12 protein-coding genes and 1 pseudogene are annotated in these 15,549 nt (G+C 68.1%); 9 read left to right on the plus strand and 4 right to left on the minus strand.

The genetic code is table 11. From position 1 onward, the window contains the following. The 9 genes and pseudogenes from PMI12_RS28610 to cydX all read left to right on the plus strand — a co-directional run. Nucleotides 1-159, plus strand: a pseudogene (locus PMI12_RS28610) (electron transfer flavoprotein subunit alpha/FixB family protein); the annotation flags it as partial. A 74-nt stretch (nt 160-233) separates the two neighbouring features. Further along, entirely contained in the window at nt 234-2,024 is a 1,791-nt protein-coding gene (locus PMI12_RS02635; protein ID WP_007828828.1) for an acyl-CoA dehydrogenase, read from the plus strand. 80 nt (nt 2,025-2,104) lie between these two features. After that, a complete protein-coding gene (locus PMI12_RS02640; protein WP_007828829.1) occupies nt 2,105-3,067 on the plus strand; it encodes an NAD(P)H-dependent flavin oxidoreductase in 963 nt (320 codons plus the stop codon). 59 nt (nt 3,068-3,126) lie between these two features. Then, nucleotides 3,127-4,239, plus strand: coding sequence for an acyltransferase family protein (locus PMI12_RS02645; RefSeq protein WP_007828830.1), 1,113 nt, complete (start codon nt 3,127-3,129; stop codon nt 4,237-4,239). A 156-nt stretch (nt 4,240-4,395) separates the two neighbouring features. Next, nucleotides 4,396-6,084 (plus strand): thiol reductant ABC exporter subunit CydD, encoded by a 1,689-nt coding sequence (gene cydD, locus PMI12_RS02650; protein ID WP_007828832.1) that lies wholly within the window; start codon nt 4,396-4,398, stop codon nt 6,082-6,084. After that, nucleotides 6,081-7,793 carry an amino acid ABC transporter ATP-binding/permease protein gene (locus PMI12_RS02655; RefSeq protein ID WP_007828833.1) on the plus strand — a complete coding sequence of 571 codons (1,713 nt, stop codon included), beginning with the start codon at nt 6,081-6,083 and terminating at the stop codon, nt 7,791-7,793. The genes cydD and PMI12_RS02655 overlap by 4 nt, the downstream gene beginning before the upstream one ends. Before the next feature lie 38 nt (nt 7,794-7,831). Next, a complete protein-coding gene (locus PMI12_RS02660; protein ID WP_007828834.1) occupies nt 7,832-9,445 on the plus strand; it encodes a cytochrome ubiquinol oxidase subunit I in 1,614 nt (537 codons plus the stop codon). Then, nucleotides 9,442-10,596 (plus strand): cytochrome d ubiquinol oxidase subunit II, encoded by a 1,155-nt coding sequence (cydB, locus tag PMI12_RS02665; RefSeq protein WP_007828836.1) that lies wholly within the window; start codon nt 9,442-9,444, stop codon nt 10,594-10,596. The genes PMI12_RS02660 and cydB overlap by 4 nt, the downstream gene beginning before the upstream one ends. Nucleotides 10,597-10,610: 14 nt before the next feature. Beyond that, on the plus strand, nt 10,611-10,760 hold the full coding sequence (cydX, locus tag PMI12_RS02670) for a cytochrome bd-I oxidase subunit CydX (RefSeq protein WP_007828837.1): 150 nt from the start codon (nt 10,611-10,613) through the stop codon (nt 10,758-10,760). A gap of 108 nt (nt 10,761-10,868) precedes the next feature. On the opposite strand, the gene PMI12_RS02675 is transcribed toward cydX, so the two are convergent. The 4 genes from PMI12_RS02675 to PMI12_RS02690 form a co-directional block, all read right to left on the minus strand. Continuing rightward, complete coding sequence (locus tag PMI12_RS02675) at nt 10,869-11,453, minus strand: GbsR/MarR family transcriptional regulator (protein ID WP_007828838.1); 585 nt, start codon at nt 11,451-11,453, stop codon at nt 10,869-10,871. A 94-nt stretch (nt 11,454-11,547) separates the two neighbouring features. After that, nucleotides 11,548-12,441 carry a DUF2167 domain-containing protein gene (locus tag PMI12_RS02680; RefSeq protein WP_157632114.1) on the minus strand — a complete coding sequence of 298 codons (894 nt, stop codon included), beginning with the start codon at nt 12,439-12,441 and terminating at the stop codon, nt 11,548-11,550. An 85-nt stretch (nt 12,442-12,526) separates the two neighbouring features. Further along, complete coding sequence (locus tag PMI12_RS02685; protein WP_007828844.1) at nt 12,527-13,213, minus strand: Fe2+-dependent dioxygenase; 687 nt, start codon at nt 13,211-13,213, stop codon at nt 12,527-12,529. A gap of 26 nt (nt 13,214-13,239) precedes the next feature. Next, nucleotides 13,240-15,540, minus strand: a complete 2,301-nt coding sequence (locus PMI12_RS02690) for a TonB-dependent receptor (protein WP_007828845.1) — start codon at nt 15,538-15,540, stop codon at nt 13,240-13,242. Between the last annotated feature and the right edge of the window lie 9 nt (nt 15,541-15,549).

The following is a 15,549-nucleotide window of genomic DNA, read 5'->3' on the forward strand; positions in this document are numbered from 1 at the left end:
GGCATCTCGGGTGCGATCCAGCACCTGGCCGGCATGAAGGATTCCAAGGTGATCGTGGCGATCAACAAGGACGAGGAAGCGCCGATCTTCTCGGTGGCCGACTACGGGCTCGTGGCCGACCTGTTCACGGCGGTGCCGGAACTGGTGAAGGCGCTCTGACCGCACCGGCGCAATGAGCCAGAGGGCATCGTTCGCGATGCCCTTTTCGTATCCGCTGTATCTGGAGACAAGACATGAGCTACACCGCCCCCCTCAAGGACATGCTGTTCGACATCGAGCACCTGGCCAACATCGGCGAGATCGCGAAGCTGCCGGGCTTCGAAGACGCCGGCCTCGAAACCGCGCAGGCCGTGCTGGAGGAATGCGCGCGCTTCAACCAGGATGTGGTCGCGCCCCTGAACGTGGCGGGCGACCGCAATCCCTCGTCGTTCAAGGACGGCGCCGTCACCACCACGCCGGGCTTCAAGGAGGCCTTTGCGCAGTACGTGTCGGGTGGCTGGCAGGGCCTTCAGCATCCGGCGGACTTCGGCGGCCAGGGCCTGCCCAAGACCATCGGCGCGGCCTGCGGCGAGATGCTCAACTCGGCCAACATGAGCTTCGCGCTGTGCCCGCTGCTGAGCGACGGCGCCATCGAGGCGCTGCTCACGGCCGGCTCCGACGAACTGAAGGCGGTGTACCTCGAAAAGCTCGTGAGCGGCCAGTGGACCGGCACGATGAACCTCACCGAGCCGCAGGCCGGCAGCGACCTGGCCATGGTGCGCAGCCGCGCCGAGCCGCAGCCCGACGGCACCTACAAGGTGTTCGGCACCAAGATCTTCATCACCTACGGTGAGCACGACATGGCCGAGAACATCGTGCACCTGGTGCTGGCGCGCGTCACCGGCGCGCCCGAGGGCGTGAAGGGCATCAGCCTGTTCGTCGTGCCCAAGTTCCTCGTGAACAAGGACGGCTCGCTCGGGGAGCGCAACGACGTGCACTGCGTGAGCATCGAGCACAAGATGGGCATCAAGGCCTCGCCCACCGCCGTGCTCCAGTACGGCGACCATGGCGGTGCCGTCGGCTACCTCGTGGGCCAGGAGAACCGCGGCCTCGAATACATGTTCATCATGATGAACTCGGCCCGCTACGCCGTGGGCATGCAGGGCATCGCGATTGCCGAGCGCGCTTACCAGCACGCTGTGGCCTACGCCAAGGACCGCGTGCAGAGCCGCCCGGTCGACGGTTCCATCAACGCCAGTGCGCCGATCATTCACCATCCGGATGTGAAGCGCATGCTGATGACGATGCGCGCCTACACCGAAGGCTGCCGCGCGATGGCCAGCGTGGCCGCCGCCGCCTACGACGCCGCGCATCACCATCCCGACGCCGATGCGCGCAAGCAGAACCAGGCCTTCTACGAATTCATGGTGCCGCTCGTGAAGGGCTACAGCACCGAGATGAGCCTCGAAGTGGCTTCGCTGGGCGTGCAGGTGCACGGCGGCATGGGCTTCATCGAGGAGACGGGCGCGGCGCAGTACTACCGCGACGCGAAGATCCTCACGATCTACGAAGGCACCACCGCGATCCAGGCCAACGACCTCGTGGGCCGCAAGACCGCGCGCGACGGCGGCCGGACCGCGAAGGCGATTGCCGCGCAGATCGAGAAGACCGAGGCCGAACTCGCCAAGAGCGACAGCGCCGCTGCAGCCGCCGTGCTCAAGCGCCTGAAGGCTGCGCGCGAAGCCTTCGTCGAAGTCGTCGATTTCGTCGCGGGCCAGACCAAGGCTTCGCCCAACGCCGTGTTCGCAGGCAGCGTGCCCTACCTGATGCTCGCGGGCAACCTCGTGGCAGGCTGGCAGCTTGCGCGCTCGCTGATCATTGCGCAGGACCTTGCCTCGCGCAGCTTCGATACCGACTTCATGCTGGCGAAGATCGCCACCGCGCGCTTCTATGCCGAGCACATCCTCAACAAGGTGCCGGGCATGCGCGACAGCATCGTCGACGGCGCCGAAAGCGTCACGGCGCTCGCGCTCGAGGCTTTTTGAGCCCCGCCCCGTGTCGCCCACCTGACGGGCGGCAGGGGCTCCTCTCTCTTATAAAACCGACATCCATTTACGGAGACAACATGTCCAAGCTACCCCCCGTCCTCGCGAACCTGCCGCTGCCGATCATCGGCTCGCCGCTGTTCATCATCAGCAACCCCAAGCTCGTGATTGCGCAATGCAAGGCCGGCGTGGTCGGCTCGATGCCCGCGCTCAACGCGCGTCCCGCGGCGCAGCTGGAAGACTGGCTCGCGGAGATCACCGAGGAACTCGCGGCCTACAACAAGGCCAATCCGGACAAGCCAGCCGCGCCGTTCGCCATCAACCAGATCGTGCACAAGAGCAATGACCGCCTCGAGCACGACATGGAAATGGTCGTGAAGTACAAGGTGCCGATCGTCATCACCTCGCTGGGCGCGCGCACCGACGTGAACGACGCGGTGCACAGCTACGGCGGCGTGACGCTGCACGACATCATCAACAACAAGTTCGCGCAGAAGGCGATCGAAAAGGGCGCCGACGGCATCATCGCCGTGGCGGCCGGCGCCGGCGGCCACGCGGGCACGAAGAGCCCGTTCGCGCTGGTGCAGGAAATCCGCCAGTGGTTCGACGGCCCCATTGCACTGTCGGGCTCCATCGCCACCGGCGGCGCGGTGCTTGCGGCGCAGGCCATGGGCGCCGACTTCGCCTACATCGGCACCGCCTTCATCGCGACCGAAGAGGCGCGCGCCAGCGAGGACTACAAGCAGGCCATCGTCGACGGCACTTCCGACGACATCGTCTATTCCAGCCTCTTCACGGGCGTGCACGGCAACTACCTCGCACCCAGCATCGTCGCGGCCGGCATGGACCCGGCCAATCTGCCCGAAGGCGACGTCAAGACCATGAACTTCGGCGGCGGCGAAGGCAGCAAGGCCAAGGCCTGGAAAGACATCTGGGGCTCGGGCCAGGGCATCGGCGCCGTGACCGAAGTGGCGAGCGCCGCGGCCTTCATCGAAAAGCTCAAGCGCGAATACCAGGAAGCAAGGCAACGGCTCGCGCTTTGACTTCAGCCGCGAACGGCGCGGCGCCTGCTGCCGGCGCGCCGTCGTCATCCGTGGGGCGCATGCCGCTGCTCGATGCGGCAAAGGGCATCGCCTGTGCGGTGATCGTCGGACACCATCTTTCGCGCTACGGCCCGATGCCAGCCGGCGCGTATGCGCTCGCGCCCGATTTCTTCGCCTGGCTGGCCGACGAGGGCCGGCTGGCGGTGCAGGTGTTCCTTGTGATCGCCGGCTTCCTGGCGGCCGCCAGCCTTGCGCCTGACGGCCTGCTGCGCGTGGAGCGGCCGGTGACGCGCATCCTGCAGCGCTATGGGCGGCTGGTCATGCCATACCTTGCTGCGCTCACGGTGTGCGTGCTGGTCGCGGCGGTGGTGCGGCCATGGCTCGACGAGGAGGTGGTGCCCGCGGCGCCGACCTTCGGGCAGTTGGTCGCGCATGGATTGCTGCTGCAGGACCTGCTGGGCTTCGAGTCGCTGTCGACGGGTGTCTGGTACGTGGCCATCGACTTCCAGCTGTTTGCATTGGCGCTGGCGCTGGTGGGCCTGCCCACGCTGCTGCAGCGCTCGAGCGGTTCGCCGCCGCCGGGCGCGCAGATGCGCTGGATGCCCGTGGCGCTGGTGGTCGGCCTGGCCGTGGCTTCGCTCGTGCTCTTCAACCGCAACGCGGGGCTGGACGACACCGCCTTCTATTTCTTCGGAACCTACGGCCTGGGCATGCTGGTGTTCTGGATCGGCCGCGCCACGCGCGCCAGCACCTGGCAGAGCGCCGTCGCGCTGATGGCGCTGGTGGGAGCAGGCGCGCTTGCCCTCGACTGGCGCAGCCGCATCGCGACCGCGCTGGTCACGGCGCTGCTGCTGGCCGTCGCGCAGCGCCGGAACTGGCTGTCGCCGCCCCATTGGCCTGCCGTGGCCATGCCGTTGCTGCGGCTGGGGCGCATGTCTTACTCGCTGTTCCTGATCCACTTCCCGGTGCTGCTCGCCACGAATGCGGCGGTCGCTAATTCCGGGCCGCACGGCGCGTGGTTCGATGCGGCCGGCCTCGTGGCGACCTTCGGCCTGTCGGTGGCCGCGGCGGCGCTGCTGTATCGCTGGGTGGAAGCGCGCCCTGCCTCGTGGCGCGCGGTCTTCGCGCTGTTTGCCGCGCTGCTGGTCAGCGGAATAGTCGTTTCTCATTAAAGGACAGGCGCGCCCGCGCAGGCGCACTGGCCGAATCTTCCTGAACCGGTTGCGCTCGAGCGCTGGAGCGTGCAGTCTGCGGGCTCGTCAGTCACTCCCGTCTCCGGTATGATTGTGGAAATTTCAGTAAATACTGAAAATACACGAAAAAAAGGAATGACCAAGCACTCGCCACTCCGATCGCCGCTGCGGGCTTTCGCGTCGCCCGACGTCGGCGGGATGGTGCAGGGCGCCGCGGCGCTGTTCTGGCTGCCGCAGGCGGCGCTGCTGGCGATGGCGGTGCAGGGGCTGGCGTCGGGTCGCGGTTTGGCGGCCGTGACCTGGCCCGCCGGTGCGATCCTGTTGCTCGGGCTGCTGCGGGCAGGCTGCGAGGCCTGGGGCGCGCGCCGGACCTTCTCCCGGGCGCGCGCGCAGCTCACGGTGCTGCGCGCGCAAACAGCCGCGGCGCTGGCCGGCGGCTCGCCGCTGGATCGCGGCCGCGCGCCTTCCGGGCTGGCCGCCAGCGTGCTCGCCGAGCAGGCCGAGGCGCTGGTGCCGTACCTGGTGCGCTACCAGCCCGCGCGCTGGCGCGCGACGGTGGTGCCGATCTTCATCCTGTGTGCGGTGGCCGCCTTTTCGTGGGTGGCCGCGCTGGTGCTGCTGGTCGCGGCGCCGCTCATTCCGGTCTTCATGGCCATCGTCGGCTGGCGTGCCAAGGCGGCGAGCCAGGCGCAGATGGTGGAGATGGGCGGCATGAATGCGTTCCTGCTCGACCGGCTTCGCGGGCTGGCGACGCTGCGTGCGCTCGATGCGGTGGAGGCCACGGCGCAGCGGCTGGACGATGCCGCGCAATCCCTGCGCCGGCGGACGATGGCGGTGCTGCGCATTGCGTTTCTCTCGTCGGCCGTGCTGGAGCTTTTCTCGGCGCTGGGTGTGGCGATGGTGGCCGCCTACGTCGGTTTCCACTTGTTGGGCACGCTCGGCTTCGGCACCTGGGGCCGGCAGCTGAGCCTGGGCGAGGGGCTGTTCGTGCTGCTGCTGGCGCCGGCATTCTTCGAGCCGCTGCGTGAGTTGTCGGCGGTCTGGCATGACCGGGCTGCGGGCGAAGCGGCGCTGGAGGCGCTCGGCCGCTTGCAGCGCAACGAACTGCCGCTGCCTGGTGCGAACGCTTCGCTGACGCGCGCAGCGATGGCTCCGACCGGCGGGGCACCGGCCGTCGCCGTCCGCAACCTGCATTTCTCCTGGCCCGGTGAGCCGCAAGAAGTCTTCGAAGGCTTCGAGCTTCGCGTCGCGGCCGGCGAACACATCGCGTTGATGGGGCCCAGCGGCTCGGGCAAGACGGCCTTGCTGTCCTTGCTCGCAGGCCTCGTGCCCGCGACGCGCGGCGAGATCTCGGTCGGCGGCGTGGTGCTCACGGATCGCACGGTGACGGCGCTGCGCCAGCGTATGGCATGGATGGGCCAGGCACCGCACGTTTTCGCCGGCTCGGTCAAGACCAATGTGGCGTTGGGGCGCGCGGAGGTGGGTACCTCGGAGGTCGCCGAGGCGATGCGCTTCGCGTCGCTCGACGCTGTGGCGCAGGCGCATCCCGGCGTGGCGATCGGAGAGGGCGGCCATGGCCTGTCTGGCGGAGAAGCCGTGCGGCTCGCGCTCGCACGCATCGCGGTGCATCCGCATGCCGACCTGCTGCTTGTGGACGAACCGACGGCCCACCTCGACACCGAAACGGCCGAGCGCGTGGCCGATGCGCTGGTGGCGCTGGCGCGCGGCAAGACCCTCGTCGTCGCCACGCACGACCAGGTGCTGGCTGCGCGCATGGACCGTGCAGTGAACCTTGGCACCGAAGCGATGGAGAGGGCAGCATGAAGGCGTCGCCTCTCGTCGCTTCGAACTGGCGCGATCTGCGCCTGGTGCTGCGCCCCTTCCTTGCCGCGCAGCCGCGTCCCCTGCTGCTGGGCTGCCTGCTCGCGGCAGTCACCGTGCTTGCAGGCATGGCACTGCTGGGGCTTTCGGGCTGGTTCATCACCGCGACCGCATTGGCCGGCCTTCATGCAGCCACCGCCTTCACCTTCGACGTGTTCATGCCGTCGGCCGGCATCCGCTTGCTGGCGCTCGGCCGTACGGCATCGCGCTACGGCGAGCGGCTAGTGACACACGACGCGACCTTCGCCGTGCTCGCCGCGCTGCGCGTTCGCCTGTTCCGCGGCTGGGCCAAGGCCGAGGCGGCGCGCGAACTGCTGATGCGCCCGGCCCGCCTGCTGTTTCGCCTGACGGCCGACATCGATGCGCTGGAGTCGCTCTACCTTCGCCTGTTCGTGCCGGCCGCTGCGACATTGGGCGCTGCATTGCTGGCGGGCCTCGTGCTCGGCTTCATGCACGCCGGCATGGGCATTGCGCTGATGCTCTGGCTCGTGGTCGTCGGCTGGGGCATCGCGTTCCTCGTCGCAAGGCGCGCGCGCCGACCGGCCGTGCAGCGGGCGCATGCCATGGAAGCGCTGCGCGCACGCGCGGTCGACCTCGTGGCGGGGCAGGCCGACCTGGTGATGGCAGGCCGCATCGGCGCACAGCGCGAGGCATTGATGAATGCCGATATGCACCTCGCCAAGGCGGACCTCGTGCTGAACAAGCTCGAAGCGGCGGCTGGTCTGGCCTATGGCAGCGCAAGTACCCTGACCCTCGTCGGCGTGCTGCTGGCCGTCGGCGTGCTGGCAGGCGAGGGCGCCATCGGCGCGCCCGCTGCGGCGCTGGCACTGTTGGTGGCACTCACTGCGGCCGAACCTTTCGCGGCCTTGCGCCGTGGTGCGCTCGATGCGGGCCGCACGTGGCTGGCGGTGCGGCGCCTTGCACCGCGCATGACTGCGCAAGGCAACGAGGTTGCCGCGGCACAAGAGCGTGACGCGGCCTTCGCGGTGGAGCTGAAGGGCGTCACGGTGGTTCACCCCGGCAGCCGCACGCAAGTGTTGCGCGACGTGTCGCTGACCCTGGACGCAGGCGAGCGCGTCGCACTGATCGGCGCAAGCGGCGCCGGAAAGTCCACGCTGCTCGCAGCGATCGCCAACGAGATCACGCCACAGTCCGGCAGCACGAGCGCGCAGCCCGCTTGCCTGCTTACGCAGCGCACCGAACTGTTCCAGGACAGCCTGCGCAACAACCTCCGCCTTGCAGCCCCCGACGCCACCGACGAGCAATTGCACGCCGCACTGCGCGCCGCAGGTCTCGAAAGCGACGTGCGCGCGATGGCCGCCGGCCTTGGCACCCGCCTCGGCGAGGGCGGCCTCGGCCTCTCGGGCGGGCAGTCGCGCAGGCTCGCACTGGCGCGCCTGCTGCTGCGCCCCGTACCGCTCTGGCTGCTCGACGAACCGACCGAGGCGCTCGATGCCGCTACCGCGCACGACGTGCTGCATCGCCTCGCGCAACACGCCGGCCGACGCACCTTGCTGATCGCCACGCACCTGCGCCGCGAAGCCGCGCTGGCCGACCGCATCGTGTGCATGCACCAGGGCTGCATCACCGCCGACCTGCGGCGCGGCAGCGGTGCCTTCGACGCTGCGCTGCGCAGCCTGCGGCCGGATTGACTTCAGAACGGGAAAACAGGGAACACAAAGGAAGACTCATGGACCTCGACATCGTCGCGCTATCGCGCCTGCAGTTCGCCGTCACGGCGCTGTATCACTTCCTGTTCGTGCCGCTGACGCTCGGGCTTTCGATCATTCTCGCGATCATGGAGACGGTCTACGTGATGACCGGTCGCACGATCTGGCGCGACATGACGAAGTTCTGGGGCGTGCTGTTCGGCATCAACTTCGCAATGGGCGTGGCCACCGGCATCGTGATGGAGTTCCAGTTCGGCATGAACTGGAGCTACTACAGCCACTACGTCGGTGACATCTTCGGCGCGCCGCTGGCCATCGAGGGGCTCATGGCTTTCTTCATGGAAGCCACCTTCGTCGGGCTGTTCTTCTTCGGCTGGGACAAGCTATCGAAAGTGGGCCACCTGATCGCGACGTGGGCCGTGGCCATCGGCTCGAACTTCTCGGCGCTGTGGATCCTGATCGCCAACGGCTGGATGCAGAACCCCGTGGGCGCGGCCTTCAACCCGCAGACCATGCGCATGGAAGTGACCGACTTCGCCGCGGTGCTGACCAACCCCGTGGCGCAGGCCAAGTTCGTGCACACCGTGTCGGCGGGATACGTGTGCGCGGCCGTGTTCGTGCTCGGCGTGTCGGCCTGGTACGTGCTCAAGGGGCGCCACCTCGAGCTTGCGAAGCGCTCGATGACCGTCGCGGCCTCCTTCGGCCTGGCCGCGGCGCTGTCGGTCGCTGTGCTCGGCGACGAAAGCGGCTACCTCTCGGGCGAACACCAGAAGATGAAGCTGGCCGCCATCGAGGCCATGTGGGAAACGCAGCCCGCGCCCGCCGCCTTCACCGTCATCGGGTTTCCCGACCAGCAGGCGCGCGAGACGCACTACGCCATCCACGTCCCGGCGGTGATGGGCCTGATCGGCACGCGCTCGCTCGACACCGTGATGCCCGGCATCGACGAACTCGTGAAGCGCGCCGAAGCCCGCATCCGCGAAGGCCTCAAGGCGTACGACGCGCTGCAGAAGATCCGCGAAGCCGGCGGCACCGGCAAGGTCACGCAAGGCGTGCGCGGCGACTTCGAGGACAACGGCATCAACATGGGCTACGCGCTGCTGCTCAAGCGCTACGTGGACGACCCGCGCACCGCCACCGACGAGCAGATCGCAAAGGCCGCGTGGGACACCGTGCCGCAAGTGGCGCCGCTGTTCTGGCTGTTCCGCGTGATGGTGGGCATCGGCATGCTGCTGATCGTGCTGACCGCCACTTTCTTCGTGCTGTCGGCACGCCGCAGGCTGGACCGCTACCGCTGGCTGCTGAAGCTCGCCGTGTTCGCGATTCCGCTGCCGTGGATTGCCATCGAGTCGGGCTGGCTGGTGGCGGAGTTCGGCCGCCAGCCGTGGGTGATCGAGGGCGTGCTGCCAACCGCGGTGGCCGTGTCGAACCTCGGCGTGAAGACGCTGCTGCTCACGCTCGCGGGCTTCGTCGCGATCTACAGCACGCTGCTCGTCATCGAGATGAAGCTGATGCTCAAGGCCATCCGCAAGGGGCCTGAAGCCGAGCACGCGCCCGACGAGGGCGACACCCGCTCGCACGTTCCGCCGGCGCACGCCGGCGCCGCTGTTGCCACCACCGGGAGCGCCGCATGATCCTTCACACACTCCTCGACTACGACACCCTTCGCATCATCTGGTGGCTGCTGATCGGCGTGCTGCTGGTGGGCTTCGCCGTGACCGACGGCTTCGACCTGGGCAGCGGCATGCTGCTGCCTTTCGCGGCGCGCAACGACATCGAACGCCGTGTCGTCATCAACAGCGTGGGCCCGGTGTGGGAAGGCAACCAGGTGTGGCTGATCCTCGGCGGCGGCGCGATCTTCGCGGCGTGGCCGCAGCTGTACGCCGTGTCGTTCTCGGGCTTCTACCTGGCGATGTTCGTGATTCTCACGGCGCTGATCCTGCGGCCCGTGGCCTTCAAGTTCCGCAGCAAGCGCGAGTCGCCGCAATGGCGCGCACGCTGGGACGGCGTGCTGTTCTTCAGCGGCTTCGTGCCCGCGCTGATCTGCGGCGTGGCCGTGGGCAACGTGCTGCAGGGCGTGCCGTTCCGCTTCGGAAGCGACATGCACATCTTCTACGACGGCGGCTTCTTCGGCCTGCTGAATCCGTTCGCCGTCCTGTGCGGGCTGGTGTCGGTGGCGATGCTCGTGATGCACGGCGCGTCGTGGCTGCTGCTGAAGACGGCCGGGCCGGTCGCCGAGCGCGCGCGCAGCTACGGCATGGTCGCCGCGGTGCTCACCATCGCGCTGTATGCGCTGGCCGGCGTGCTGCTGGCGACGAGCATCGGCGGCTATCGCATCAGCAGCGTGGTCGATGCGATAGGACCGTCGAATCCGATGCTGAAGACTGTCGAGCTGCACGCCGGTGCGTGGACCGCCAACTACACTGTGCACCCGTGGACATGGGCCGCACCGGCCGCGGGCTTCGTCGGCACGCTGGGTGCGCTGCTCGGCCTCGCGCTGCGCCGCCCGGTGCTCGCGCTGCTCGCGGCGGCGCTCGGCATCGCCGGCATCATCCTCAGCGTGGGGGCGTCGATGTTCCCGTTCATCCTGCCGTCGTCGATCGATCCGCGCGCGAGCCTCACGGTGTGGGACTCGTCGTCGAGTCACCTCACGCTGTTCATCATGCTGGTGGTCACGGCCTTCTTCATTCCCCTGATCGTGGCCTACACCAGCTGGGTCTACCACGTGCTGTGGGGCAAGGTCGACGAACAGGCGATCCGCGACGAGAGCGGTCACGCCTACTGAACGGAGGAAAAAAGATGTGGTACTTCGCCTGGATCCTCGGTCTGCCGCTGGCAGCCGCTTTCGCCGTACTCAATGCCATGTGGTACGAACTCATGGACGACGACGCCATCCGCAGGGAGAAGCTCGAGATGCCCGAAGCGCCGCAGGGGCAGGAGCGGCTTTGAGAGTCCCTTCACTTTTTGCGGTCAGTCTGGGGGGCGTGCACAGGCCACCGGGTACTCCCCTCCGCGAAGGTCCCCCGTCGGCGTGAGCGCCCCCGAACGGCGCCCCCTTCAATCCGCCGCGGGCTTCTTCTTCGAGACGCCGCCCCCCGTGATGCGGTCCTTGAGTGTCAACACCTTCGTCACCGTCGCGCCCATGCCCATGAGCTTCATGGCGGTCTCGGGCGCGAGCCGCTGCACGTCGTCGAACCATTTCATCAGCCGGTCGATCAGGTCGTGCATCTCGCGCATGCGCTCCTGCGCGTGGCGTTCGGCGTCGCTGGTGGGTGATTCGAGCAGCGCGTTGCGCAGCATCGAGAGCGTGGGTTCGATCTCGCGGCGGCGGCGCTCCTCGGCCAGCACGCGAAAGATTTCCCACACGTCCGAGGGGGCCTCGAAGTATTCGCGCCGGTCGCCCGCGTGATGCCGCAGGTGCACCAGCCGCCAGGCCTGCAGTTCCTTCAGGCCCATGCTGACGTTCGAGCGCGAGAACTCGAGCAGCTCGGCGATCTCGTCGGCGTTGAGCGCGCGCTCCGACAGGAAGATCAGCGCATAGATCTGCCCGACGGTGCGGTTGATGCCCCACTTGCTGCCCATCTCGCCGAAATGCGCGACGAACTGGCGGTTGAGGGGAGGGAGGTCGGAGGAGGTGGCCATGCCCGAATTGTCGCGCCGGATTGCTGGAATTCCGGGACGTTCTGAAAACTCAGTCCGGTTGCGCCGCCGCGGTCCTTCGGTCCGGCCCCTGCGCTCAAGCCTTCTTCTTGAACAGCTTCGCGATGCCCCACAGCGCCGCACCGCCCGCCACCACGGCCAGCTTTGCGAACTTGGCCAGGAAGGCCAGCGCAATCGCGAACAGGCCCAGTTTCTTCACCGCAACGCCGGCCACCAGCGCGGCCAGGCCGTAGGCGGCGACCTTGTCGGTCGATGAATTGAAGTCCGCGTACTTCTTGCCGTCGTCGTACTGGATTGCGGCCAGCAGCTTGCTGGCGTCGGGCTTGTATTTGTCGAGGTCCTTGGCGTTGGTGATGAGGTTCAGGCTCAGGTAGCCGTCGCGGCCCAGCGCGTAGGTGTTGTAGTTGACGCCTTGGCTGCCGTCGGTGTTGCCCTTGCGCTGGGACAGGGCCGACCACACGAGGCGGTGCGATGCGGCTTCGTACTGCGGCTTCTGCGCCCAGCCCGTCACCTCGATGGCGGGGATGCCGCGCTTGGCGCGCTCCTCGTTCGCGGCTTCGGTGCCTTCCTTCAGGCTCTTGAGCAGGTCGTCGGCGTTCCAGTCCTTCGCATCGTCGTCCTTGATATAGCCCTCTTTCACGAACTTCACGACGGCCATCCAGTCGGCATCGTCGGCGGGGAAGATCGCGCCGACGAAGGTGTCGTCGGTGCGGTTGCCCATGCTGCGCATCAACTGCGCGGCGGCGGGCGTCGGCACCCACACATAGCCCGCGGGCAGCTGAAGGTGGGCCTGGTCGCGCAGCACGATGTCGGCGGGGCCGGCCTTCTGCACGGCCTTGGCAGCCTTGAAGGCGGCGTCCTGCTCGGCCTCCAGCGAACTGGCGGTCGAAGCGGGGGTGGACGGGGTGGTGCCGGTCGGCGATGCGGCGTGGCCGGTGTGGGCCACGAAAGCGGCGCACGCGAGCAGCACGCCGGCTGTCAGGCGGGTGGTTTGAATACGCAAGTTCTCTCTCCTCGGTTGTTGTATGTCTGGTGAGCCGGGAGAGTTTAAAGAACTAGGTGTCGCTCCACTTCCTCAGCAGGTTGTGGTACGTGCCTACGAGCGTGCGGCGCGCCGATTCGTCGGCGCCGCTCTGGTTGAGCCGCTGGATCGCGTTGTCCATGTCGAACAGCAGCGCGCGGTCGCCCGCGTCGCGCACGAGGCTCTGCACCCAGAAGAAACACGCGACGCGCACGCCGCGCGTGATGGGCGTCACCTGATGCAGGCTGGTGGCGGGGTAAAGCACCATGTCGCCGGCCGCGAGCTTCACGGTCTGCATGCCGTGCGTGTCTTCCATCTGCAGCTCGCCGCCGTCGTAGCTGTCGGCGTCCGACAAAAACAGCGTGGCCGACAGGTCGGTGCGCAGCTTGCGGCCGGTGCGCGGGTCGATGCGTACGCCGCCGTCCACGTGCAGGCCGAAGCGCATGCCTTCGCTGTAGCGGTTGAACATCGGCGGGTACAGCAGGTTCGGCAGCGCCGCGCTGATGAAGGTCGGGTGGCGTTCGAGCGCGCTCGCCACGATGGACTGGCATTCGTGCGCCACCGCCGAGCCTTCGTCGATCTGCTGGTTGAACTTGACCGGCGCGCCCTGGTGGCCCGCGGTGACTCGGCCGTCGACCCACGCATCGCCGGCCGCATCGAGGCGCGCGCGGACCGCCGCAAGCGCTTCGCGGTCCAGGATGCCGGGAATGCAGACCAGCATGGCGAATCGTCTTCTTCTTCAGGGCCTCAAAGGCGGTAGGTGAGCGACAGCGTGGCGGCGCGGCCCGAGCCCGGCACTGCACGGCCGCCGTCGGAGGGGATCAGCGCGTCGTAGTAGTAGCGGTTGGCCAGGTTGAACAGGTTCAGCCGGATGTCGTACTTGGGCTGATGGTAAGCCACCATCGCGTCGAGGCGCGCGTAGCCGCCGACCTGCACGAGGTTGGTGTTGTTCGCGAAGCGCTTCGCGCTGTAGGTGGTGCCGCCGCCGATCTCCCATTCGGGCGTGATGGCGTAGGTGGCCCACAGGCTGGCCGCGTCCTTCGGCGTGTTGGCGGGCGTCTTGCCGAGCGTGCCGGGCGCGATGCCGTTGACGATGGTGGCATCCAGGTGCGTGTAGGCGCCGAACAGCTGAAGCTTGTCGGTCACCCGGCCCGCGACACCGGCGCGCGCGCCGTTCACGCGCACCGTGCCGGTCGCGCTGTAGGTGCCGTCGCTGTTCTGCGAGCGCGCGTTGGTCTGGGTGATCTGGAAGGCGGCCGCTGTCAGCGAGAGGTTGCCGTCGTTCAGGTCCCACTTGCCGCCGAGTTCGTAGGCCTTGTTCTTCTGCGGCGGCAGCGGCTGCGTGGCACCCGTGGTGGCGACGAGCTGTTCGAGCGAGGGGTTGAACGAGGTGCTGTACGACACGTAGTACGACTGCGAGGGCGTGGGCTGCCAGATCGCGCCGGCGCGCACGCTGGTGAAGTCGACGGTCTGGCTTTCGCTGCCGAGCGTGGTCGCGGTCGGGATGCTGTTGTAGACGCTTGCGCGGTAGTGGTCCTGCCGCACGCCGGCCACCAGTTTCCATTGGGGGCTCAGCTCGATGGTGTCGTTGACGTAGCCGGCCACCGTGGTGGCGCTCGCGGTGGCGAGGTTGCCGCGCAGGCTGGGCGCGGTGCTCGGCGTGTTGCCCTGGTACGGCGCGAGCAGCGGCGAGCATGTCGCGTAGCCGCTGGTGCCGCCCACCGGGTTCAGCGCCACGCCGTTGCAGGTGCCGTTGCGGTAGTAGGTCTGGTTGTCGTAGGTGTCGTGGCCCAGTTCCAGGCCCGCGAGCAGGGTGTGCTTGACCGAGCCGGTGGTGAACTTCGTGTTGAGCTCGGTCAGGTTGAACAGCGACTTGTCGTGGATCGTGCGGTCATGGCTTTGCTGGCGCACCCACAGGCTGCTCAGCGGCAGCGACGAGAACGCGGCCGCGGGCGCGGCCGTGGTGCCGGTGGACAGGGGCGTGAACACGCCCTTGGTCGACAGGGTGCCGATGCCCTGCGGCGCGGTCTCGCGTGCGTCGGTGGTCACGTCGTTGTACTGCGTCTGGTTGCGGATCGACGTGTCGGGGGTGAGCTTGTGCTGCACCACGGCGCTGAAGGCCTGGATGTCGGAGATCGTGCGGTCGTCGCTGAAACCGTAGGCCGTGTCGCGGTCGACCTTGGCTGGGCGGCCGTTGAGTGGCGGCACGCCGTAGTCGGGCTGGTCGCGGTTGTGCTGCACCAGCGCCGAGAGCGTGACCTGCGTCGGCGTGTTGATGCCGAACTTCAGCGAGGCGTCGAGGCCGAAGTCCTTCAGCTTCGTCTGTTCGCGCGTGCTGGCGTCGCCCTGCTGGCCCATGGCCGCGATGCGGAAGGCCGAGGTGTCGGACAGCGGGCGGTTGACGTCGATCGTCGAGCGTACGAGGCCCGTGGTGCTGGCCGACACCGAGACCTCGCCCGCGGGCGTGAGCGAAGGCTTCTTCGTGACCTGGTTGATCACGCCGCCGGTGGAGCCGCGGCCGAACAGCATCGACGAGGGGCCCATCAGCACCTCGACCGATTCGAGCGCGAAGGTGTCGCGGTAGTACTGGGCGCGGTCGCGTGCGCCGTCGAGGTAGATGTCGGTACGCGCCGAGAAGCCGTTGAGGTTGATGTTGGTGCCGATCTGCCCGCCTTCGGCGCCGCCGATGGTCAGGCCCGGCACGTTGCGCAGCGCGCTCGCGAGCGAGGTGGCGCCTTGCGACTGCATCACGGCCTGGTTGATGACGGTGACGGACTGCGGCGCATCGCGCAGGTCGGCCGGCAGGCGGTTGAGCGAGGCAGGGTTGGCGCCGAAGCCTGTCTTGTCCTGCGCATCCTGGACCTGCACTTCGCGCAGCGTGGTGGGCACGGAGGTGCCGGCAGCGGGCGAGGGCTTGGGGGCGGGCGAGGACGCGGCGGGCTGCGCGACCTGTTGAGCGAACGCCGTGGGGAGGGAGGAAGCGCACAGGCCGATCAGGGCCAGTGCGACGGGCGTGCGGCGACGCATCGAGCGGGTGGGGGGAGTCATCGTGGAGCC

This window comes from Variovorax sp. CF313 (genome assembly GCF_000282635.1).
Taxonomy (GTDB): Bacteria; Pseudomonadota; Gammaproteobacteria; order Burkholderiales; family Burkholderiaceae_C; genus Variovorax.